Here is a 24096-nt window from a genome sequence, read left to right as displayed (position 1 = left end):
ATAAATAAACGAATTGTCTGCATTACAACATTAAAAAATATAACCGGTGTCAGCATCGGGATAGTAATATGAAAAAACTTCTGCCACCAGCTGGCTCCATCAATTGCTGCTGATTCGTATAATCTAATCGGAATCTGCTTTAAACCAGCAAGGAAAATGAGCATCGGCGAACCAAACTGCCAGGCAGCAAGTAAAACAAGCGTCCATAATGAGGTTTGTGGGTTACCAATAAAGCCTATTGGTGATTCTAAAATCCCTACCCCCATTAATAAATCATTCATTGCTCCACTGTAACCAAATAATTGTCTCCAGACTACAGAAATTGCAACACTCCCTCCAATTAAAGAAGGTACATAAAATAAGGTTCTATAAAATCCTACAAATTTTCTCCCCTGATTAAATAAAACTGCTAAAAGTAGTGCAAAGCCCAATCTCAAAGGTAAAGCGGTAAAGGTATAAATAAAGGTTACCTTTAAAGAATTTAAAAAACGAGCATCATTCATAAAAATATCTTTGTAATTTTCCAGCCCCACAAATGCAGCCTGACTGATAAGATCGTAACTGGTAAAAGAATAATATAAGGACATAAATATTGGAACTAACATAAAAGCAACAAAACCGATTAACCAGGGACTGATAAATACATATCCGGCTAAAGTTGTCCTTTCATTTACATAATTTCTCAATTAAAATCATCCCCTCTGTCAATTTAAAAAACTTTAAAATTTTTGTAAAATTAGAGGCCGACAGTTTGTAACTGACGACCTCTAATTAAACTGATTCTTATTACTAAACTATTTTATTAATTTAAGAAGTTTTCTGCCTGACTTCTAAAGCTTTCGGCAGCTTCTTCAGCGGACATCTGTCCGTAAAGAATTCTTAAGACAGTTTCTGTCATCAGATCTCTAACCTGTGGGTGATTCTTAGGTGGTGGTGCATAAATAGAACTGCTGTGATCTGTGGCCAGATCAATATATTCAAACTGTTCTCGATTAATGTCATTTAGTTCTGGAGCCATCTTACTTCTTATTTCAGAAGAAACTGGAACTCCTCTACCTGCATCAATAACTTTATTAGCTTCTAAATCGTTAACAAAGAAATTGATGAATTTAGCTGCAGCTTCAGGATGTTCACTATTTTTGGAAACTGTAAAGTACATACCAGGCTTAATAAACATACCTTTTTGTTCCTGTCCTTCAGCATTTGGCATTAAAGTAAGATCAACTTTTTTACCGGCAGCTGAACTGGCAGCTACAACCTGATTACTCCACATACTTGACATTGCTGATCTCTGCTGAACAAAAGGATCCATTTCAATATTATGTCCTGCTTCTTCAGTAACTTCTGGAGGAGCAACTACTCCTTCATCTTTTAACTGTTCATACATCCCGAAGAAGTCTGTAAATAACTGATCGTCTTCATAACCTAAACCAGTTGCATCTTCATTATAAAGAGATGCTCCGTGCTGACGTAACCAGATTCTAAATCCAAATACATCTCTATGGGCACCAGGAAGAATGGTACTTCCATAATCAATGTCTAATTTTTCCTTAAGTGTTCTGGATGTATCCATAAAATCCTGCCAGGTCCACTCAGGAGAAGGCTCCTCTAAACCTGCTTCTTCAAACATATCCTGATGATAAGCAACTGCAAAAGCATTAACACCAAGAGTAACCCCATAAAGTTCTCCGTCTACTTCTTCCATTGGTTGATCAATATTGCTCATATCAAGAGTTCCATTTTCTACATATGGAGTTAAAGATAAAATACGATCATTATTAATGTATTGAGTTAAGTACATCCGGTCATGCTGCATTACATCCGGTAAATTTCCACCGGCTGCCTGAGCAGACATCTGTTCCCAGTAACCACTCCAACCTGTATACTGAGGCTCAATGTTAATATTTGGGTTTTGTTCTTCAAACATTTCAATTACCTCTAAAGTTTTATTGTGTCTGCTCTGAGAACCCCACCAGGATATTCTAAGTGTAATTTCTTCCTCTTCCTGGGCTAATACAGAAGCAGAAAAGATCATAATAAAGACCAGAATTAAAGAAAGTAAAACTGTTTTCTTTTTCATTAATAAAAACCTCCCTAGTTTTTTAAGTTAAAATTTTCTTATAAACTTATAGGTTTCCAAAAAATCTTTTTTTACCTCCTTTCTTTTTTAATGAATGAATACAGCCTTATATAATTATATGTATTATCTGTAAACTTTTACTAATTAAATCTGAAATCATAAAGTGAATTATCTTTTTAAAGCGCTTTAAAGATAATTTATCAGTATATGCAAAATCTCTTCAAATACTGATAAATAGTGGAAAACATTTTCCTAATCTCTAAAATGTAATTCACTTTACAATTATTATTATAATTAATATTTTGAGAATTGTCAAATAAATAATATGGTTTTTTTGCTTTTTTCTTTGTTTATGATATTTTTATTTAGTTTTAACTATTTTATTTTTTGATAAAGTGCTAATAAAAGTAATAAAAACAAAAACAAAGCTAAATTAATAACAGATAGTTGATAGATCAGTTCTTTTCTGCTGCTTTGAGGTACTAAAATTGTATAATAGCCTATAGGATTATTATAAAAATCATTTACTGGTAAATAAGAAAGCAAATAATTTTCTTCCTCAATTTTTTGTTCTTTTAAATAATAAGCCTTTCCGGAAATACTTCTTTCTTTATTAAAATCTGCAAAAAAGTTTTGATTCAACTCAGCTACAGAATAAAAATTAATAACTCCATCAATATCATAGGCAATTCTATTGATACTATCCTTCTTTATCGATTCCGAAATAGAAACCAGACCTTCAATTTCAATACTGTACTCATCATAAATATAACTAAAGGAAGTAATCTGAATATCAAACGAATCATTTTCACTAAAAAAAGACACCGAATAACCATCTTTTACAACCTTAATTATGCTTTCTGCCAGCTGACTATTTTTATCTAATTCATAACCTGCACCAATCTCGAATATTTGATTTAAATTATTATCAAAAACCTGAATACCTTTAACATTTAAACTGCTGTGTAAATTATAAACCCTTCTTTTTAATAAATTATCATTATTAATATTTTTTAAATCGGGAAATCGGGCCAGAAGTTTTGCATAATTGGATACCTGCTGTTTTTTTTCTTCCAGAAAAGATTCTATTAAAGAAACATTTTTTAATAAATTTTCTTCATCATTTTTTCTAATAAAAGAATCAACAGCTATGTAAATAAAAATATTAAAAAGCAAAATAGAAATAAAAAACAATACAAAAAAAAGTATTATTTTTTTATTTTCAAAAAAATAATTATTTAAATCATTTAAATCATTAGTAATTTTCATTGGCTTCCTTTCTCTGCCTCTATTCTTATAACATCAATCTATCATTTTTCTCTGTCAACTCAATAAAAATTGCTCTTTCCTTACCTGTTTCATTTGGAGTGTGAATAGTGAGCATTAATTGATTTTCAAAAGTTTCAAAAATCATGCCGTGACCTGCATCTTGATCATAAAGTGGTTTTTCTTCGTGAATCCAGGGGCCCATAATTGTCCCTGATTCTGAACGCGAAACTCCAATTGCATAGATATTATTTTCCACAAAACTGGACCAGATCATTAATAATTTATTATTTTCAGTTCTATATAAAAATGGTCCATCAGTAACATAGCACTGCTTACCATCAACTTCTTTAATGCTCTCTGTCCAGGGAGCTTCGGAAGCAGAAAACAAAGTTTTCACCTCAGAGGCAGTTTCTTTTAAATCCTTAGTTAATTTAACTGCACAGATTGTGCCATCATAAATCTGTACCCATTCATGACAGAATACCATCCAGGGATCCTGATTTTGATCTACAAAAAGTGTACCATCAAGAGCCATCCAAGCCGCTGGAGTCAGAGCCCTGTCTGAATGAGGCTGATATGGTCCTTCAATCTGTTTGGAATGCAAAACCTGAGTTCCTCTGTTATATTCATCTGCAATAAAGGTTGCAAATAGATAAAATTCACCCTGATATTTATGTACTTCCGGAGCCCAGAAGTTCTTATTTGCCCAGAAATCTGCTGACGGTCTAAAGGCTTCAAAAGGTCCCTCAAAGTTTTCCAGATCTGTAGTTTTATAATAGTCAAAGCCAGTTGCAATTTGATCTCGCCAGCAGTTTTTATCAGTTGTGCCAAACATATAATATGATTTTTCTGATTTTACTGGCACAATAAAAGGATCACGAATATAAACGTCTTCTCTTTTTTTCATTAAATAACCTCCAGCTATTAATTTCTTATTTTTATCCCAAATAAATTATATTTTTAACTAACTCAAACAACAAGTCTACAAATATTTATTAATTGATTCATACTCTACCTGCCATTCTTCTGGAAAAGCAGTAGATTCCAGCCCTGAATCATCCCAACCAGCTGCCATCATTCCTGCTGCTAGAAGCAGAGCTCCATTCCCCGGAAGGTAGAGAGGTAAATCTTTTTTACTTCCCTGCCTATTGTGTCCATTAAATAAATATGTGTTTTTAGGAGAATCCATTAAAAGAATATCTACTGCTTTTTCTTTTTCACCCAGTTTTGCTGCTGTCATAGCTGTCATCGGAAAATCCCAGCCCCAGGCCCGATCAAACTGCCAGTCAGAAAGCACTTTATCAAATGTATTTTTCATGATATCTTTATCTACTTTCGAGCCCGGTAATAAACCATATGCCCCCAGCATACTTGGATGATCTATATTATATTTTTCAAAAGTGTCTTCTGCTTTTTCATGACCTAAATATAAATTATTTTTGTGGGGCAGTTCAGCTAACTTATCGGTTATTTCTTCCCACTTTTTATTTTTTTCCATTCCCAGCCGTTTTCTCCATTTTTGAGCAATAACAAACGCTGTATGCCAGTACTCTAATTCAAAAGTAGGATTTAAGCAAGCTTCCGGATCATAACTTTCCTGAGCTGGAATTAGTGGAGCTTCTAAATTGAATCTATCATTTTCCTGATCAAACTCTAAATAAGAAACCATAAATTCTATGCTTTCTTCAATTAGCTCATAATAATATTCTAGAACCGATTTTTTTTGCCTATTTCTATAGAGTAATTCAGCATAAATAATTGGATGCGGCTGCTGCCAGACTAAAAACGGCCCAATGGAAGAAGGGCTATCATAACCCTCCGGGCCAACCATTTTGGGCCAGCGAGCTCCTTTAAAACCCTGAGAAGAAGCAAGTTCTTTTGCTCGCTCAAGTATATTATAATACCACCAGAGAGATTTTTCCAGTAAAGATTCTCTATTCCAGAGAGCAAAATGAGCAGCATGCCAGAAATGCATTTCTAAATGAAATTTACCATACCAGCTATTACAGGTCAGACCCGTCTCAGCAGGAGGCAGCGTCCCGGAACACTGAACAGCAGTTAAATATTGTGATAAAACAATTCTTCTTTCTAATTCCTTTGCTTTTGGAGCTTCAGTTTTAGAAAAATCAATTATTCCTCCCTGTGTCCAATAATCCTGCCAGTATTCTATACTTCGCTCTTTAACTTCACTGAAACTTATTTGCTTAACTCTATTCTGATTTTCATTAAAATTAATAACAAAAGTTAAGCTGTTTTCATTCTTTTTACTTTTAAATAAATAATGCTGTTGAGAAGGAATTTTCAGCTCTAAATTTTTAGAACTGAATAGATTTACAAAATACTTGGTCTCGTCAATAAATCTATTAAAATTATAGGCCTTTTCATTCTGCTCAATCAATTTTGTCTGATGTTTTTCTTTGTTTTCCCAGTTGGAAGCAGTTTTGCTCTGCTCCGGATAAGGAAATTCAATTTCTACTCCCAGTCTCTTTTTAATAATTAAGTCCGATACTATTTTAACTGCAATACTGTCTGTCAGCGGATCACAGATTGTTTCCACATTAACCTGTTCACCTTCAACTACAAAATCACTCTTTAAAATGCCCTGCCATAAATTAAGTTCCTGCTGATTAAGCTCAATGTCTTCAAATTCAACTTTAACTCCATTCTTTTTTTCCAGATGCAGACCTACTCTTGCTAAGTTATATTTATGAGGATTCTCTCTCAAAAAATTAAATAAACCGGCCTGTCCCTTTTCTTCTGAAGCGTAAGGTATTTTTTTATTTCCTCGGTTATAATTTTTAAATTTTAAGTTTTTTCTATCATAATTTTCTTCACTGTTAAAACTATGCCATCCCCATTGGGCCATTGTATTAATTGGAATTTCTTCTGCATAACTTTTATAAAAAGTTTGAAGACCGGTAAAATCTGCTGTAAATGCAAATTCGCCATTTCCTAAAGTGAATGGCGAATTTAGATCTTTATTTTTTAAAATAGGGTTGTTTCTATTTACTAATTGATATCTATTAATCATTTAAATCTACCTCTCTTAAGTGGATAATTATTATCCTTTTAAACCTGTTGTACTGATTCCTTCCACTAAATAACGCTGAAAAACAATGAAAATAACTAAAACCGGTAATAAAGATAAAACTGACATTGCAAACATTCCACCCCAGTTAGTTACAGTACTTGGGTCAGAAAAGAGCTTTAATCCCAGTGAGACTGGATATTTATTAGCGGATTGTAGATAAAGCAGGGGACCAAAAAAATCCTGCCAGGTCCAGTAAAACTGAAAAATAAAGGTTGTAATTAAAGCCGGTTTAATATTGGGAAGAATTATCTTAAAAAAGATTGAATAAACCCCACAACCATCAATTTTTGCTGCTTCATCAAGTTCTTTTGGTATTCCCTGTATAAATTGATACATTAAGAAGATAAAGAAAGGCATTGCAAAAAATCTTGGTAAGATTAATGGTTTATAAGAGTTAATCCAGCCAATAAAACTAAACATAATATACTGAGGAATCATCACTACCTGCTGTGGTAAAAGCAGAGTTGAAATCACCAGAGCAAATAGAATTGCTTTACCTCTAAACTTAATCCGGGCAAAACCATAGCCAACTGCAGCCGAAGTAAAAATCTGACCTGCTGTAGCAGTTAAAGTAATAATAAAAGAGTTTCTAAAAAATATACCGAAGTGTGTACCGCCAAATCCAGCCCAACCAGAAACATAATTACTTAAAGTGAAGGCCTCAGGAATTAAATTATGGGCATTTCTAAAGATAGTTCCCTCTACTTTAAATGAACTGGAAAGCATCCATAGTACAGGATAAAACATTGCTATTCCAATTATACCGATCAATAAATGATATAAGATAGTTTTCAATTGACTTTTTTCCATTAAAATTCACCCTTTGATTCGTAATATACCCAGTGGGGGGCAGTTTTAAAAATAATCACTGTTATAATTGCAACTATCACAAGTAAAATCCAGGCTAAAGCACTGGCATAACCCATTTCATAAAAACTAAAAGCTCTTCTAAACAAATAAAGTACATAAACAAGAGTCTGATCAAAAGGACCACCTTCAGTTATTATATAGGCCTGAGTAAACATCATAAACCCACTTATAATCTGCATTATTAAATTAAATAAGATTACCGGACTGAGCATTGGAATAGTAATTTTGAAAAACTTCTGCCACCAGTTTGCTCCATCAATTAAAGCTGCCTCATATAATGAACCAGGAATTTGCTTTAACCCGGCTAAGAAAATGAGCATTGGAGAACCAAACTGCCAGATAGCAAGAAAAATTAAAGTCCAGAGAGCAGATTGAGGATGTCTGATCCAGCTGCGTGCAATATCCATTCCAAAAAAGGCATTTAAGAGAGAATTTAATGCTCCTGAGGAACCGAATAACTGCCTCCACATTACTGCTACTGCAACACTTCCACCAATAACAGAAGGTATGTAAAATAATGTTCTGTATAATCCCACCATTTTCCGCTTTTGATTAAATAAAACTGCTAAAAATAAAGCAAAGGCTAATCTTAAAGGGACTGAAACAAAAGCATAGAAAAATGTAATTTTAATAGATGATCTAAAAGTGCTGTCCACTGTAAAGATGTCTATATAATTTTTTAAACCTACCCATTCGGGAGCGGAAATAACATCATAACGTGTAAATGAAACTCCCAGGGATAAAATCATGGGTATTATAGTAAAGGCAATAAATCCAATTAGCCAGGGAGAAATAAATATAAATCCTGCTAAATTATCATATTCTTTAATTTTTTTACTGCTGAATAAATCTTTTGCTTTTTCTGTTAATGAAGACATAATTATTTAACTCCTTTGCAAAGAAAAAATTAATTTAAATAGCTGTGTCATAAAAACACAGCTATTTAAATTTAGTGTCTGATATCTTATCTATTAGCTAATATCTGATTTACTTTTTGTCTAAACTGCCTGGCAGCCTCTTCCGGAGTGATTAAACCATAAAACATCATTTCTCTTAAATTATCATATTCCTGCATTGTCTGATTGTGAACTTCAGGATATGGAGGTGCAATTGGACCGGAATGTTCTACTGCTAAGTCAATATAATCAAAAGTTTTAGCTGTAGTATCATCTAAGAGAGGTATCAGTGCATCTCTAACTTTAGCAGAAGCTGGTACTCCTCTTTCTCCCATCAGCACTTTATTAGCTTCTACATTATCGACAAAGAAATTAATAAATTTAACTGCTGCATCTGGATTTTCAGAATTACTTGCAACAGAGAAGTACTGAGATGGCTGTAAAAACAAACCTTCAGCAACCTGATCCTTATATTTTGGTAGAATAGTTAAATTTAGTGGTCTATCTGCTGCTCTTTCCATGGCTACAAGCTGATTGCTCCAGATTGCTGACATAGCAGCTTCACCTGAGGCCAGCAGGTCTTCTTCTACATTAGTTACTTCAGAACTTCTATCAATAGGAGCAAAAGCACCTGCTTCTACCATTTCTAATTCCATCTCATGAAATTTAACAAATAACTGATCATCATCATAACCTATTTCTTCTATTTCCTGAAAAGTTTTGCTGGCAAAATCCTCACCATAATAAAGATCAGTTCCATTTTGTCTTAAGAAAGTACAGAATCCGTCAATATTATCCAGTAATAAATAACTGCTTTTAGCATAAAAATCTGTGTTATTAGCTATTTTTCTTGATTTTTCCATTAAATCTTGATAAGTATAACCAGGTTCGAAATCTTCAACTCCAGCTTCTTCCAGCATAGCGGGATCATAGACTAAACCAATAGCATTATAACCTAAGTTAACACCATACATTGATTCAGAACCGTTATTTTGATAAACAATGGTATCATCAATATATTCCCTTGAGATTTCTCCACTTTCAACATAAGGAGCTAAATCTAAAAGTAAATCTGCTTCTATGTATTGAGGAATCAAACCATAACCATGCTGCATTACATCAGGTAAATTACGCCCTGCTGCCTGAGCAGCCATTTTTTCCCAGTAGCCATCAAAACCTAAAAATTCAGGCTCTACATTAATATCAGGATATTCTTCCTCAAACATTTCAATTACCTCTAATGTTCTATTATGTCTATCCTGAGAACCCCACCACGCTACACTAATTGTTGTCTGAGCCATTACAGAAATACTGAACATCAATACCAACGAAATCGTCACCCATAATACAAAACTCTTTTTCTTCACAATAAATCCCCCTTCTTGTTTTGTTAATATTATGATAACACTAATAATTCAAACAATGAAGGGGGTTGAGTTTAGAATCAGTATCTTATTTTGTTTAGATTTTATTAAATATTCTTAAAAGTATCATTTCTTGTTTTTCAGTATCATAATTTATCTTTTCTCCCGGGGAATATAAAAATAAACTGCTGTTCCAAAATCTTTTTTAGAACGAATATGAAGTCTTGCTTCTTCGCCATACATTAAGATCAGTCTTTTATTTGTATTCCGCAGGCCAATATTATCTCCCCCAGTTTTCCCTTCTAAAAGTGCAGCTTTAACTTCCATTAATCTCTGCTTATTAAAACCGACTCCACTATCAATTATTGAAATTTTTATTTTATCTTTAACTTTTGAATCCGTAATTTTAATTTTTATACTTCCATTCTCATTTTTTTCGGAAATACCATAATGAATTGCATTTTCAACCAGGGGCTGGAGAATTAACTTAATAATTAAATTATCTATCAAACTCGAATCATACTCCCATTTAACTTTAAATCTATCATTAAATCTAATTTTCTGGATCTCCAGATAACTTCTTGTATGTTTTATCTCTTCGTTGATAGTCACCTTTTTACGCGGACTATGGAGAGAGTATTTAAGTATATCAGATAAATTTTCTATCATCTTAGTTGTAACATTAGTTGAACCTGTAAATTGAAAAACTTTCCAGTAAATTGTTTCTAAAGTATTATATAAAAAATGCGGATTAATTTGAGACTGTAATGCTAATAACTCCAGAGTTTTTTGCTTGTAGTTTCTTTCCGACATCTGTAGTTTAAGGTAACTATTTTGAATAAAGGTTTCTATTATTTCTCTGGTAATATAACCATACTCATCATCTGTATCATCATCAATCTCTGGAAGTTCTTCTCCAGCTTCAGCGTGATTAATAATCTCGATAATATTAGTTATTCTGTTATAATTTTTTTTAGTTAAATAATAGCTTACAAATAAACCTAAGAATACTAAAAATATCAATAAGAAAATCAAAATTTTAGTGATTTCAATCGGAGCAGCATAAATTATATCTTCTGGCACAATAGAATAATAATTCCAATCAAATATTTCTGAGTTTTCCTGATCAATTATAGTCTGTTCATCATTTACTCTCAATTTATAGAGTGTATTCATTTTATCTAAATAGGAAAGTCTCTGATTGGAAAAAAGCAGATTATCTTCATTATCAACTACAATTAATTTTTGTTCTTTCAGAGTATCAAAACTGGCTAGAATATTTTTGAGATATTCTGAATAAATATTTAAGACCACTGTTCCCTCAACACTCCCACTATTTCTGTTGACCCAGTAAAGAGAAAACACTTCCTCTGCTGGATTATTATGACCTTCAGGATATATTCGGCGATAGGTCATCCATTTCTGGTCAATTTCTTTGCGGTTATTATATTCTTTTTTCCAGGAAGTATCAAAAAAACTATTTTGATAACTCAAACCCTGATTACTGCTTAAAAAAGTCCCCTGACTATTTTCATAATAGATATAGATTGAATGAATATAATCTCTCGACCTGGCCTGGGAACTTATTGAATTATTCAGAAATCGAATCAATTTGTAATCATCAGGACTCAAATTTCTACTTTCTAAAATTCTTTTTAAATTATTATTAATTTCTGGATTAGAGATCAAACTCTGATAAATCGACTCTGTTTCTTTAAATACATTTTCCACCTGACTTTTGGCCTGGACCAGTAAGTTTTGATTATGGATATCAATATTTTCCTGCAAATATTCCTGGGTAATATAAATAGAAAATAAACCCAGGATTAAAACCGGTAAAATAACAGGTATTAAAAATATAACTAAGTTTTTAATAAAAAATCTGGAATTCTTGACTTCAAATTTTTCGAAGTTATTATTTTTCATTATTATTTCCTCTTCTAAACTGGCTGGGTGTCTGACCAGTAAATTTTTTGAAACTCCTGCTAAAGTTTTTAGGATTACTGTAGCCCAATTTTTCGCTTATCTGATAAACATGATAGTCAACATTCTGTAAATATTCTTTTGCCTTTTCCATTTTTACTTTATTTAAGTAAGCAGAAAAATTTTCTCCAGTACAGTCTTTAAAAAATTTACTCAGATAACTGGGACTAAAATGAACAATTTCTGCTGCTTCCTCAAGGTTTGCATTTTGATAATTATTATTTATATAATTTATTATTCTTTTGATTAATTTTTTATTATAATTATCATTACATTTAACTTCTTTATTTTCAGTTTTTAAATTATTTCTACATTCATTATTTAATTTAACTTTTACTTTTTGAAAAACATCAAGTAACTCTTCATACTTAGTCGGCTTTAAGACATAATCTTCTACGCCAAAAGATAGTGCTTTCTGGGCAAATTCAAATTCTTTATGGGCACTTAAAAAAACAACTTTGCAGGCTAAGTTATCTTTATATATTCTTTCTGCCAGTTCAATCCCGTTCATAACAGGCATTTTTATATCACATAAAACAACATCAATTTCATTTTTCTGCAGAAATTCATAAGCTTTTTTACCGTTACAAAAAGAATCTACAAATTTAAAATCCATTTCTGACCAGGGAATATAATTGCTCAGAGCATGTCTGATTTCATTTTCATCATCCACAACAATTAATCTATACATAAATTTATCACCTTCAAAAAATTATAATTTTTGGAGTTCAAAAGCTTAAATTTCCCATCCAGGTAGATATTCTTCTGTATTTTTTAACATTTCGTTAAATAATTTTTCCGCCTGCTCTAAATCAATATCTACCAGAGGATCATTAATAAAAGCACTAAAAGCCAATTGTTTGTCTTTGTTCAGAGCTGCTTTCAAAATTGTTTCCTGATTTAAAACATGTCTTTCTATTAAAGCCTGGATATTATCAGGTAATTTACCTGCAGTTACAGGTTTAACAGAGTTTCTGGAAAATAAAGCATTTGTTTCTACAACGGCACCTTCAGGCAGACCTTTAATTTGACCCTGATTGGGAAGGTTAACATTTGTTACAAATTCCTCCAGCCCCAAAATCGCCTTTATCTGTCGAATTCCTTCTTCTCCACTTGCTTTTAATTCAATCTCTTCCTCACCCTTGATTAAGGCTCTGCTTTTTTCTAACTTTTCAGCTTTGTCATTTTTTCTCCAGTTAACTGGAGTTAAAGCAAACTTCCACTTCTCTACCTGATCTGGATTTTTAAGGTACCAGTTTTTAGGACAAAATTCTGCCAGATGCCTATCTCCAGCAGCAGCTATTAAACCATATCTTTTAAATAAATCAAATTTAACTCTCTCCTGAGAAGAAAAATAATCTTCATTTTCCTCTCCAAATCCAGTTTCATAATATTTATCAACAAACTTTTCATAAAGTGGAAATAAGTCTTTATCCTGGTAAGCAGCCTGATCAAGCCAGGTAAAATGATTTATCCCTTTAACATTGACCTTTATCTCATCTCTTTGTATATTTTTTATTCCCTCTAAATCATACAGCATCTCAGCTAGAAGTTCCTGAGTCCCAAAAACTTCGTGACAGCAGCCAAAAGCTTTTATTTCCGGAAAGATCTCATAAAGAGTTCTGGTACATAAGCTCATTGGATTGGTATAATTGATTACCCAGGCTTCAGGAGCAAACTCTTTTATAGCTTCTGCTATCTCAACATACATGGGAATAGTTCGAAGAGCTCTAACCAAACCCCCTGGCCCAACAGAATCTCCTACCGACTGATAGATCCCATATTCTTCAGGAGCATGTACATCTGACTCCATTTCCTCAAAAGTCCCGGGCAAAATAGAAATTATGACAAAATCAGTATCTTTAAGTACATCCTTTAAAGAATCTGAGACCTCAAATGTCCAGTCAGACTTAGCTTCTTCTCTTTTAAAAAGCTGATTGCCAATTTTTTTATTATCTGCTGCTGCCTTGTGGTCAATATCGTACAAGCTTACTGTTCCAGAAATTTCTTCGTCCAGAGCTAAATCTCCCATTAAATTCCAGGCCCAACCACGAGAACCGCCGCCAATATAAGCAAGATTTATATCATTGACTTTATTTTCTAAAAATTTCATATTTACATCTCCCCAGATAATTTTTAATAACAACAAACAAAATATTCATATTCATTCCAATTATTAATTCTACCTAATTTATTAAGAAAACACAATCAAGCCAGCCAATTTTCTGTTTTTTCAAAAGTTTATACTAAGTAATCATTTTCCTTATTTTTTTATAAAAATTATGAGCAATCTGATCCATTCCATAAGTGGACGGATGAACAAAATCAGCACTTAAGCCCCGGATATCCGTTAGTAATTCCAGTCCTGATACATACTTAAGTTTTTTTAAGTTTAAAGTTTCTACTTTGTTTTTTATAATCCGCCTGAATTCTTTACTCTTATGATTATCATTAAAATCACGTCTATTTCTGAATAGATCTGTACAAAAAATCCATTTGTCCTGATTCTTTAAAGCAATCTCTTCGATGAAATAGTCAATTTTTTTTGCAAACTTTTCCAGCGACCAATCATCAATAATATTTATTCCCATTTCGAGAACAGCCAGATCCCAATCAAGTTCAGCCAGATAATTAGCCATGGCAGGTTCCATTTTTGCACTACCAGCAAATCCTTTATTAATCAGGTCATAGCCCAATAACTGTGCCAGCTTAAAGGCATAACTTTCGCCAGGATGATTGGCACTTCCTCCATGAGTGATTGAAGAACCATAAGTTAATATCTTCTTTGCCGGCACCTGTGATGCGGCTGGTGGATCAAGATTACCTCGAATATCTATTAGATAATTATCCCAGTCATAAGGTAAAAGTATTCTCACCAGCTCAGGTGCAAAAACATTATTTAAATTCTTAGCAGTATTTTTAACCTCTACTACTATTTTCTGTTTAATAGTTATTGTCAGCGGTTCATTACTGAGAATACGGGGAGTTTCTTGATAGGACGCCTGAAAATCACCATAGTATATTTCTGCAGCTCCAGTTGTCAACACTTCCTCTCCGGGTTTTCTCAGCAGAGCGATTTCTGCCTTTTCACCTTTAAGATTAAATCTAATTTCACAGCCGCAGTTATAAAATGATCTTTCAGCAGTACTTTCTGCGATCTCACCCCTAATTTGAGCATTCAGGCGACTCATTCTATAATATTTTTCATCAACTTTTATTAATTCTTCAATATTATATAACTCAGCATTTTTAAAATTCAAATTTATCCCCTTTCTGACGCTCAACTAAATTATCCAGTAAATTAGATTATTGAAAATATCCTGAATAGAAAAACAAATAATGTTAATGAAAAAACTGATCCCAGAGTAGTCATCATTACTATCGAAGCTGCCAAATTTTCATCTCCACCCATAGCTGCTGTTATAATAGCAGAAGAAATTGAAGTCGGAACTCCAAATAAAATATAGATTAAAAATATTTCGCTGTTTCCCAGACCAAAAGCGAGAGCTGCCAGAACTGCGGCTGCCGGATTAATAATTAATTTAAAAATTGTTGCAGCAACCGCTGGCTTGATATCTACAAATAATTTATCCACCCGGAATGTAGCTCCAATTGTTAAAAGGGCCAGTGGAGTTGCCAGAACATCAAAATAATCTGCTGTATTCTGCAGCAGAGGAGGAAACCTAAAGTTAACAAAAGAAGCTATTAGTCCCAGACCAATTGAAATAATAAAGGGATTTATAATCATATTTTTTAATGCATTTTTGAATTCATTTTTAGCTTCATTCTCTGGATTAGTCAAAACCAGAACCAGAACTGCCAGAATATTATAAATAGGTACCACAAAAGCAACTACCAGGGAAGCAAGTGGCCCTACTGCTCCTGTAATATTTTCTAAAAGTGAAAATCCAACATAAACAAAATTACCTCTGAAAGTCCCATGAACAAAAGCTCCAACTTTACTTTTTTCGTTCACCACAAATTTTGAATAAATATAGATTATAATTACACTAATAGTTGTTCCAGCAATTGCAAAAATTATAAACTTTAAATCAAAATTATCAGCAACCGAACTCTGAGAAACACTATTAAAAAGTTTTAAAGGTAAAGCTATGTAAAAAACTATAAAATTAGCAGCATTGATAAAATCCTGCTTTATTATACTTTTTCTCTTCAAAATAAAACCACTCAACATAACTAAAAAGATCGGTAAAGCAACACTAAGACTAAAAATAAAATTATCTAACATAAGTCCCTCCTAAAATATTTGTATTTAATTTTAGTTTATCTAAAAAAAAGAGGAATAACAAGACATTTATTGTGATCTAAAAGATTTTTTCTACTTTTTTTGATATATAGAGTAAAAAAGCAGAAAGACCAGGATAAAGGGCCTTTCTGCATAATTATCACTTATGATATTTTCTTTACTTAAACATTGGGGAAGTAAATTCTAAAAAATCTCCTGTTATTATACTTCCATCTTCATTTCTGGTCAAAGGTAATTCAATTTCTAAACTCTCAAAATTAGCTTCAGAAATTTCTACATTATTAATATTAGTAGATTTTTCTCCATTATAGAAGAAGTTATGATTGGAAGCTTCTGCTTTAGGATAGCTGTCAGCTTCAATCTCTTTGGTGGCAAAGGAAACGAATTCTTCAATTACAAAGTCCTCTTTGATGCCATCATAAGTTGTAAAGACAATATTTCCACCCTGATTGTTAAAGGAAATATTATTAACAGCTCTTACTCCCGGATTACTATTGCTGGCAAAACCAACAGCTCCATTACCAAAGGCAGTACTGTTTTTAATTAAATGAGGAACATGGACTCCTTCTCCACCGAGTTTAAATCCATTTTTATCTCCACTTCCTACCGTACCATCTGTTAGGGTACCATTATTGTAAGCAACGGAATCTTCAATTACAACTTTTCCAATTGCTCCGGTACCTACTTTTGTATATAGATCCCAGCCATCATCAATATTATTGTGGGCGATACAGCCTTTAAATACATTCCCTTCACCTGAGGTCAATTTAGCTGCAAAACCATCAGCGTTATTATTGGATGGATCTACATTATCATAGGCAGTTGAGTTTAGAATCAGGTTATGTGATGGCCATTTATCCTTATCATCTTCTGTAATATCGGTTCTGCTGATCTGGAGGCCAGTATTACCATTATTATAGAATCTACTTTTCTCTACAATATTATGATTTCCACCGATTACCATACCTTTTTCATTAGCTGCCGAATTAGTCACATCAATTCCTTTGATATGCCAGTAGTCACCACTTAGAATAATTCCTTCAGTCTTCTTATCAAAGTCAATTACCACTTCTGCATCCTCTGCTGCAGTTAGATACTTATAATTTTCTGGAGTACCTTCATTATACTCTTTGATTTCTAATTTTTGATCTCTTAGATAATGACCGGAAAGCATTACTATTCTCTGTCCCGGTTGTGAATAAGCTGCTGCTGTGTCCAGATCAAGTGGGTTTTCCTGACCACCATCTCCATTTGCACTACCTTCTGGGGCAACATAAATAACTTTACCATCTCTATAAGTCTTCATCTGAACGGTAAAGTTTTCTATAATCCGGTCATAGTCAGTCAGTTTTTGGGTATCATCAGGTAAGAAGATTAAAGTAAAGTCATTTTGAGCATTTGCTTTCAACTCTGAAATTAATTTAAACTCTTTTCCTGCCTCTACTTTTTGATCAGCAGCGATTATTTCTTTCCCCTGTTTTACAGTTAATGATCCAGCTACATTTGCTTCAGTGATTAACTGGTAATCTTTAACAGCGGTTTCAGTTAAAGATAAGAGATTGATTTCAGGTTCAACTGGTTCAGCAGGTGGTATAACCTGAGGTGCATCAGTTTCTGCGTTAGACACCTTTAAATCAATATTACTAACTTCTATATGCCCTATTCTGGCTCCAAAGAAACCAAGATAGATCTTATCATTTTGTACTTTCAATAATTCTGGCTCAAATAAAATTTCTTCTTTTTCGCCATTTAAGCTGCCAACATAACCACTGTTTGTCTTTGCCAGAGTCAGGCGATATTCCTCAGCTGGATGGGTGTTTTCTGGTGTTGGCTTAACTTCTTCAATCATAAGACCCTGATTTCCATTACTTCCCTTTCCGTCCGGAGATTCTACTCCTGTTCTATAGAAAAGCTGAGTTCCATTTGGATCTTTACTACCACCACTGTAGCCGCCTACTCCAGCAATATTAGATGCAAATACACCGGTGTCACCATCTTCACCAATTGCGTCACGAGCCATGATACCAAAGGCTTCCTGACCATCATGAGGATCTTTAGCATATTCAATTACCTTCACAGCTGCTGAAAGCTCAAAGTTATCTTCAGCATCAAGTACTGTGTAATAATAGGCGATTCCATCGTGATCAGTTGCCACTTTACCTCCACCATCAATAGAAGCAATTTCTACTGCATCTTCTTTTATTTCAACAAATGTTTTATCAGCAGCAGCTGACTGGCCAAAATTAATTGCTTTCCAGCTGTAGTCTTTTGTCTCTCTGACTGTTACCTCAAAATCAATGGCCTCTAGATTATCAGATTCTGGAATAATTTTCACTTTATATTTACCTTCTTTTTGATTATCAATATTTGAACTGTCTATTTCAAATTCATCAGAATCCAGAATTTCCTGATCACCATTATCATAGACTTTAGCAACTTTAATTCCTTCTGCTAAAAATTCTTCAGCAAAGTCAATGGTTGTTTGAGGATATTTAACAATTTTTAGACCTTCCAGTTCCTTTTCTTTGACTCTATAATCCATTTTAGTTTTCTGATCTTTATATTCGATTTCTAACTTTTTATTTCCAGCAGTTTCACTATTGAAACCTGAAACCTGATACTGATCTCTCATCAATCTAATAGAATTTCCATCAGCATAACTGGCATAAACAGAAAGTCCGTCTAATTTTAGTTCTTCACCAGGAAAATATAGAGTTTTTGACGGTTTATTTTTGATTTCCAGTTCTTTTAGCTCTGCATCACTGACATCTACCGTAAAATCAGTACTCACCTCAGGATTTTCATTATAAATTACAAAAATCACCTTTTCCCCTGCGCTTTCAAAGACAAAATCAGCTTCTGTAATTTCTGCTCCTGCAGCTTCAACTGTATAATCAGCTGCTGCAAGTGTTTCTCTTCTGTAGCCGTCATTATACTCTGCTATTACTGTAAGTCCTTCAAAATCAAATTTATCTCCTAAATAATAATCTGTTTTAGCAGAATAATATTTAATCTCTAAATCTGTGGCACTTAATTCATTTATATTTAGCTCCAGATCTTTTTGAGCGCCACCATAATGAATTGTAATTGTATTTTCACCAGCCTCAGAGCTGTCAAAGCCTGTTACTATATAATCTTCCTGGCTCAACTTTTTACTGCTGCCATCTGCAAATTCTGCAGTAACTTCCAGTCCCTCAAGCTCAAAATCTTCTTCTAATAAATAGTCTGTTTTAAAATCTGAAGTGTCAGTTTTCAGTTCCGCAACTTCTTTAATCTCTTCAAATTCCAAATCACTATAATAAACTGTGGTGTTTCTGGAAGTATATAAACCGGCGAATAGATCTTCTCCTTCAAAACCATTAAAATCTTCAATTACTACCGGTTTTTCTTCACCAAATTTAAGCCAGTATGTATTTGCTGATTTTTTTAGCTGTACCTGGTAGCTGAGTTCAGGAGCAGGAACCGCACCATTTACCAGTTCTCCCAGCTTCTTTTGTCCCTCTGCAGTTCTATAAAAAGCTGTAGTTGGAGTATCTTTAGTTACATTTAAGGGTCCGACTGCCAGTGCATAGCCGATATCTTTTTTATTATTTTCATTATATAAAACTTTATCTCTAAGCATTATTCCAAAGGAAACCTGATTGTTCATGTCAAAAGATTCAACTTTTGTCTGAACAGTCATTTCAAAATTGTCTTCTTGTTTTAACTTTTTAAAATAATAGGCTATTCCTTCTGATGAACTTTCAATTTTACCGCTATTATTGGCACTCATCATTTTTATTCTGCCGTCATCAAGCTCCTGAATCGCAAAGTTTTCAGCAGTTATTTTATTATCCCCACCAACATTACCAAATACACTTGCTTCCCAGCCACTCTCTACTTTTATCATTTCTGCTGAAGTCACTGGAACAATCAAAAACATAATTAACAAAATGTAAATAATAATTAAGCTACTTTTAAAATTCATTAGTATAACCCTCCTAAAATTAATTACAATACCATCTTAAAAAAAATACTTTTTTCATTCACCTCCCAGATTTATGTTAAACGTTTTCCATAAAATATTAAAAATTTATGCAATATAAATATTTCTGAATTTATTTTATCAACTAAAATTTATTTTTTCTATACATATTTTTAGATTCTAATTGATTTCATACATATTTTTAGATTTTATTTTAAATTTTCATATAATTTAATCAAAAAATAGATAGCAAAATTAAATCTGCTATCTATTTGGCTGTTAAAATTTCTCTTCCAACCAATCTAAAAGTAAATCTGTCCATCGGGAAACATATTTATTATCTGCTGCCAGCCCCAGTCCATGCCTGCCATTAGGAAAAATATGACTTTCAAAATCTATTTTTTTGTTACTTAAGGCATTGCTAAATTGAATAGTATTTTCCACCGGTACAGAAGCATCATCTGCAGTATGCCAGATAAAAGTTGGAGCTGTTTCTGCACAAATATTTTTATCAGTTGCAAATAAGTTTAATGATTTTTGAGAAGGTGATTTTCCCAGTAAATTTTCTACCGATCCCTGATGAGCAAATTCTCCAGCAGTAATTACCGGATAAGATAAAACTAAAGCTTCGATCTCTGAACTTTCTGCTTCAATTTGATCAGATTTAAAACCATTCTCGTTTAATTTTTTTTTATAAATATTTCGATATAGATCATTATTTGTTCCGACCATAGAAGCCAGGTGACCACCAGCTGAAAACCCCAGCACAGCCGGTTTATCTCTTTTTAGCTGCCACGGCTCAGATTTTGATTTAATATATTTTACTGCTCTTAAAGCGTCCAGTAGAGGATAAGGAAATTTATAGGGAGCTACCCGATAGTGTAATACAAAGGCATTGAAACCATTTTCATTTAAAAAGCGGGCCACGTCTGCTCCTTCATGGTCAGCCCGATGTGTATATCCTCCTCCAGGAAAAATCAAGATAGTCCCCCGGGACTTTTTATCTTTAATTAAATATTTTTCTAAGGCTGGCGCAAAATCATCTGTTTTTTTATAACCAGGAATTTTACCATTCCAGATGTCAATCATTTAATTACATCCCTTCTTAATAATTTAAATTACATAAACTTAATCTTTCTCGGATCAATAAAACAAAAAAATCAGCTAACAATATTAGATCCAGCTCTGATCAGTAAAAACTTTATTGATATTATAGTGATTGGCCTCTTCTGCGGTCAGAATATCTATCCAGTCAGATCTGTGTCGATCATCTGCTCCAGGACCATAATTATTATACTCAGCATATCTGGCTGTTTTTTCTTTTTCCGGATCCCGCCAGTTATTCCAGCCTTCACTCCTTATATGTTGACCCAGATAACAATCAATAAAAACAGCACTTCCATATGGTCTCCAGGGGCGGCCAAGAAATACACTGTCCTTTTTCAGATCAGCGCTCAAAGCACAGTTTTTAAAAATATATCCATATTCTTTAGCTTCTGGTGTTGAGGCGGCTGTAATATAACCCGGTCCAGTACTGTGTATCTCACAACTATTAAAATAAGCAGTTGCCGCTCCAAAGATAAAATCTACATCTCCCTCAAGATAGCAGTCATCAAAAAATAGGCTGCCTTCACTTTTTGTATAAAGCGTATCCTGATTACCCTTAAATTGGCAGTTATAAAAAGAAATCCTGTCTCCTCCTATACTTGCTGCTACTGCCTGTCCCACCTTATTGCGCGGCTTTGCAGTATTAACAAAACTCAGATTCCTAAACTTTAATCGCTCACCATTAATAAAAATAGAGGCAGAAGCAAAAGTTCCCATCTCTTCATCATTATCCTTAATTTTTCGAGCATAATCATTATAAGTTAAGATAGTATTCTCGGAATCTTCACCAATAAAAGTTATATCAGTCAGGCTCTCCGGGAATACTATTTTTTCTTTATAGCAGCCGTTTTTAATATAAACTTTATTTATAACATTATTTTCTTCTAGAATATTTACTGCCTCAGCAAAAGTATCACAATCACCACTGCCATCAGCTGCTACAAATAAATAATTATTTAATTTTATATTTTTGGAATTAGTAAGGATCAGATGTTCTTTTTTAGCTGTTAAATCTAGATTTTTTAACTCAATATTTTCAGCATAATTGACTGTTAAACCTTTAGCTGCAGCCATCCTAATATCCTCAAAATTAATGTCTCTAACTGGCATTTCCGGAAGCCCCTTAATATAAATTGCGTGATCAGCTTCAAGACAATTAATATTTTTTAAATAAATATTTTTAAATTGGGGTGTCTCAACAGTTACTTCTTTTGGTTCTGTTTCTTTTTTATTAGATTCATAAAATAGATTAAACTTAACAGCCTCATTTTTAATTTTAGTCATTTTAATCTGACTCAGATATATATTTTCAACAATTCCCCCTCGACCGCGGGTGCTTTTAAATCTAATGCCAATATCTGTGCCCATAAAATCACAGTTTTCTACATAAATGTTTTTAATGCCAGAAGACATTTCACTACCAATGACAAAGCCTCCATGACCGTGGTAGACCTTGCAATTTCTTATGAATACATTTTCTGTTGGCATATTTCTCATTCTTCCTGTTTCATTTTTACCTGACTTAAGACAGATTGCATCATCCCCTACATCAAAATCACATTCTTCTACCAGTACATTCTGGCAGGAATCAAGATCTAGTCCATCTCCATTTTGAGCGTACCAGGGATTGCGAATAGTAAGCTGACGCAGAATAATATTTTCTGACATTATAGGATGGAGATTCCAGCCAGGAGAATTTTGAAAGGTAACTCCTTCTAGTAAAATATTTTTACACTTTTTAAAATTTAATAATACAGGCCTCAAATATTCTCCTGCCTCCCGGTAAGCCTCAGGTAGTATTTTTCCGCCGGCTTCTCTTTTCTTATATAAATTATGAACTAATTCCTGACCTTGAGCAGCTTTTTGGGAAGGCCACCAGATCTTACACTCAGCTGTTTCTTCTACTGTTCCTCCAGAGCTGATTAGCTTTTGCCACTGTCTTTCTGTCGTTTTATACTTTTTAACTGGCCTCCACTGATCCCCAGAACCATCAATAATGCCCCGGCCAGTTATTGCAATGTTTTTAAGACCGTTAGCAGAAATTGGTGATTGAAAGCGATAATTTTTCTCCCCTTCAAATTCACTTTCTACAATTTTATAATTCTCTAATTGAGACGAAAATTTAATTATAGCTCCTTTTTCTAAATGGAGGTTAACATTTTTAGCAAAGTTAATAGGCCCAGTTAAGTATAAACCAGATGGAACAATAACTCTACCTCCACCTGAACTGGAGCAGGCACTAATTGCCTCATTTATAGCTTCTGTATTTTTTATTCTACCACCTTTTTTTGCTCCATAATCTAAAATATTAAAATTTTGATTTTTAAATTCAACTTCCTTTATTTCACTTACCTCGATAATTTCAGAAACTTTATTGGTTTCTTTATCCATTAATAAATTCACCTTCTTTTATAAAGCAGTTTTAATTATTTTTTTGTTTAAAGTAATATTTTTTATCTTATAATTAGCTTGGTTTTTAATTTAATCATCTCCAATAGCCAAAATCATTTTCCTACTATATATTTACTTAATTCTAAATTTTGATTTCTCATTTCTTCTACAATTAATTCAGAGATTTTTAGAGCTCCATTTTTAGAAAAATGAGTGTTATCCTCTTCACCTTCAGGATAGTTTTCACTTTCTCCTGGTTCTAACCAGAGAAAAATTTCTTTTGTTCTTTTAGGTCCCAGTTCTTCAAAATATTTTTTTGTTATTTTAGCTAAATCAATTAAATTTAAATTAAGCTGATGCGCTAATTTTTTTACTGCCTCAGGATATTTCCCATGAGTATTGATTAAATGACCACTGCTGGAAAAATTTCTTCTCTGAATCGGGGTTAAAAGTATGGGAGTCGCTCCATTCTTTTTGGCTACTTTAATATACGCTTTTAAATTATCCTGAAAACTTCCAAAAGCTTCAGTTCCTCTTGCCGGATCATCTTTTTGATCGTTATGTCCAAATTGTATAAACAAGTAATCTCCTTCAGAAATTAATTTCTCAATTTCATTCAATCTATTTTCATTGATAAAACTTTTTGTACTTCTTCCGGAAGCTGCTTTATTAATAACTTCAATTTCATCTACAAAAAAATTACTGATAACCTGGCCCCAGCCTGCTCTGGGGGCATCACTTTCCTGATAATTGGAAGCAGTGGAATCACCTGCAATAAAAATTTTTCTCTTTTTCGACATTTTATAAATATCTT

General features: G+C 33.1%; 17 protein-coding genes. All 17 read right to left on the bottom strand.

Features of this window, described 5'->3' with window-relative positions; all coding sequences use genetic code 11:
- A partial coding sequence (locus C7958_RS11460; protein ID WP_208323120.1) for a carbohydrate ABC transporter permease occupies nt 1-686 on the bottom strand: 686 nt, incomplete at its 3' end.
- A gap of 116 nt (nt 687-802) precedes the next feature.
- Nucleotides 803-2080, bottom strand: a complete 1278-nt coding sequence (locus tag C7958_RS11455; RefSeq protein WP_111572819.1) for an ABC transporter substrate-binding protein — start codon at nt 2078-2080, stop codon at nt 803-805.
- A 375-nt stretch (nt 2081-2455) separates the two neighbouring features.
- Nucleotides 2456-3349 carry a hypothetical protein gene (locus C7958_RS11450; RefSeq protein ID WP_111572818.1) on the bottom strand — a complete coding sequence of 298 codons (894 nt, stop codon included), beginning with the start codon at nt 3347-3349 and terminating at the stop codon, nt 2456-2458.
- 25 nt (nt 3350-3374) lie between these two features.
- Nucleotides 3375-4256 carry a glycoside hydrolase family 43 protein gene (locus C7958_RS11445; protein ID WP_111572817.1) on the bottom strand — a complete coding sequence of 294 codons (882 nt, stop codon included), beginning with the start codon at nt 4254-4256 and terminating at the stop codon, nt 3375-3377.
- Between the two features lie 75 nt (nt 4257-4331).
- On the bottom strand, nt 4332-6380 hold the full coding sequence (locus tag C7958_RS11440) for a glycoside hydrolase family 65 (RefSeq protein WP_111572816.1): 2049 nt from the start codon (nt 6378-6380) through the stop codon (nt 4332-4334).
- 30 nt (nt 6381-6410) lie between these two features.
- Nucleotides 6411-7250: a carbohydrate ABC transporter permease gene (locus tag C7958_RS11435; RefSeq protein ID WP_111572815.1), complete on the bottom strand. Its 840-nt coding sequence runs from the start codon at nt 7248-7250 to the stop codon at nt 6411-6413.
- Nucleotides 7250-8188, bottom strand: a complete 939-nt coding sequence (locus C7958_RS11430; protein WP_111572814.1) for a carbohydrate ABC transporter permease — start codon at nt 8186-8188, stop codon at nt 7250-7252. Before C7958_RS11430 ends, C7958_RS11435 begins: the two co-directional genes overlap by 1 nt.
- Before the next feature lie 86 nt (nt 8189-8274).
- Nucleotides 8275-9573: an ABC transporter substrate-binding protein gene (locus C7958_RS11425; RefSeq protein WP_133960293.1), complete on the bottom strand. Its 1299-nt coding sequence runs from the start codon at nt 9571-9573 to the stop codon at nt 8275-8277.
- A 150-nt stretch (nt 9574-9723) separates the two neighbouring features.
- A complete protein-coding gene (locus tag C7958_RS11420) occupies nt 9724-11496 on the bottom strand; it encodes a sensor histidine kinase (RefSeq protein ID WP_111572812.1) in 1773 nt (590 codons plus the stop codon).
- Nucleotides 11486-12244 (bottom strand): response regulator transcription factor, encoded by a 759-nt coding sequence (locus tag C7958_RS11415; protein ID WP_111572811.1) that lies wholly within the window; start codon nt 12242-12244, stop codon nt 11486-11488. The genes C7958_RS11420 and C7958_RS11415 overlap by 11 nt, the downstream gene beginning before the upstream one ends.
- A 45-nt stretch (nt 12245-12289) precedes the next feature.
- Complete coding sequence (locus C7958_RS11410) at nt 12290-13666, bottom strand: family 4 glycosyl hydrolase (RefSeq protein WP_111572810.1); 1377 nt, start codon at nt 13664-13666, stop codon at nt 12290-12292.
- Between the two features lie 133 nt (nt 13667-13799).
- Complete coding sequence (locus C7958_RS11405; RefSeq protein ID WP_111572809.1) at nt 13800-14813, bottom strand: SGNH/GDSL hydrolase family protein; 1014 nt, start codon at nt 14811-14813, stop codon at nt 13800-13802.
- A gap of 41 nt (nt 14814-14854) precedes the next feature.
- On the bottom strand, nt 14855-15802 hold the full coding sequence (locus C7958_RS11400; RefSeq protein ID WP_111572808.1) for an AEC family transporter: 948 nt from the start codon (nt 15800-15802) through the stop codon (nt 14855-14857).
- A 175-nt stretch (nt 15803-15977) separates the two neighbouring features.
- On the bottom strand, nt 15978-19787 hold the full coding sequence (locus tag C7958_RS11395; RefSeq protein WP_111572807.1) for a bacterial Ig-like domain-containing protein: 3810 nt from the start codon (nt 19785-19787) through the stop codon (nt 15978-15980).
- A gap of 276 nt (nt 19788-20063) precedes the next feature.
- Nucleotides 20064-20873, bottom strand: a complete 810-nt coding sequence (locus C7958_RS11390) for an alpha/beta hydrolase (protein ID WP_111572806.1) — start codon at nt 20871-20873, stop codon at nt 20064-20066.
- A gap of 84 nt (nt 20874-20957) precedes the next feature.
- Complete coding sequence (locus C7958_RS11385) at nt 20958-23282, bottom strand: pectinesterase family protein (RefSeq protein WP_111572805.1); 2325 nt, start codon at nt 23280-23282, stop codon at nt 20958-20960.
- Nucleotides 23283-23395: 113 nt separating this feature from the next.
- On the bottom strand, nt 23396-24082 hold the full coding sequence (locus C7958_RS11380; RefSeq protein WP_111572804.1) for a rhamnogalacturonan acetylesterase: 687 nt from the start codon (nt 24080-24082) through the stop codon (nt 23396-23398).
- Between the last annotated feature and the right edge of the window lie 14 nt (nt 24083-24096).

It is taken from the genome of Halanaerobium saccharolyticum (assembly GCF_003259895.1).
Taxonomy (GTDB): Bacteria; Bacillota; Halanaerobiia; order Halanaerobiales; family Halanaerobiaceae; genus Halanaerobium; species Halanaerobium saccharolyticum_A.
Note: the sequence above shows the minus strand (reverse complement) of the source record. Positions and strands in the feature narration are given on the sequence as shown.

What these genes read in the sequence shown, in the direction of transcription:
- C7958_RS11420 (WP_111572812.1), bottom strand. Translation starts at nt 11,496, where the DNA reads ATGAAAAATAATAACTTCGAAAAATTTGAAGTCAAGAATTCCAGATTT.
- C7958_RS11450 (WP_111572818.1), bottom strand. Translation starts at nt 3,349, where the DNA reads ATGAAAATTACTAATGATTTAAATGATTTAAATAATTATTTTTTTGAA.
- C7958_RS11445 (WP_111572817.1), bottom strand. Translation starts at nt 4,256, where the DNA reads ATGAAAAAAAGAGAAGACGTTTATATTCGTGATCCTTTTATTGTGCCA.
- C7958_RS11455 (WP_111572819.1), bottom strand. Translation starts at nt 2,080, where the DNA reads ATGAAAAAGAAAACAGTTTTACTTTCTTTAATTCTGGTCTTTATTATG.
- C7958_RS11380 (WP_111572804.1), bottom strand. Translation starts at nt 24,082, where the DNA reads ATGTCGAAAAAGAGAAAAATTTTTATTGCAGGTGATTCCACTGCTTCC.
- C7958_RS11440 (WP_111572816.1), bottom strand. Translation starts at nt 6,380, where the DNA reads ATGATTAATAGATATCAATTAGTAAATAGAAACAACCCTATTTTAAAA.
- C7958_RS11390 (WP_111572806.1), bottom strand. Translation starts at nt 20,873, where the DNA reads ATGATTGACATCTGGAATGGTAAAATTCCTGGTTATAAAAAAACAGAT.
- C7958_RS11395 (WP_111572807.1), bottom strand. Translation starts at nt 19,787, where the DNA reads ATGAATTTTAAAAGTAGCTTAATTATTATTTACATTTTGTTAATTATG.
- C7958_RS11435 (WP_111572815.1), bottom strand. Translation starts at nt 7,250, where the DNA reads ATGGAAAAAAGTCAATTGAAAACTATCTTATATCATTTATTGATCGGT.
- C7958_RS11430 (WP_111572814.1), bottom strand. Translation starts at nt 8,188, where the DNA reads ATGTCTTCATTAACAGAAAAAGCAAAAGATTTATTCAGCAGTAAAAAA.
- C7958_RS11385 (WP_111572805.1), bottom strand. Translation starts at nt 23,282, where the DNA reads ATGGATAAAGAAACCAATAAAGTTTCTGAAATTATCGAGGTAAGTGAA.
- C7958_RS11410 (WP_111572810.1), bottom strand. Translation starts at nt 13,666, where the DNA reads ATGAAATTTTTAGAAAATAAAGTCAATGATATAAATCTTGCTTATATT.
- C7958_RS11400 (WP_111572808.1), bottom strand. Translation starts at nt 15,802, where the DNA reads ATGTTAGATAATTTTATTTTTAGTCTTAGTGTTGCTTTACCGATCTTT.
- C7958_RS11415 (WP_111572811.1), bottom strand. Translation starts at nt 12,244, where the DNA reads ATGTATAGATTAATTGTTGTGGATGATGAAAATGAAATCAGACATGCT.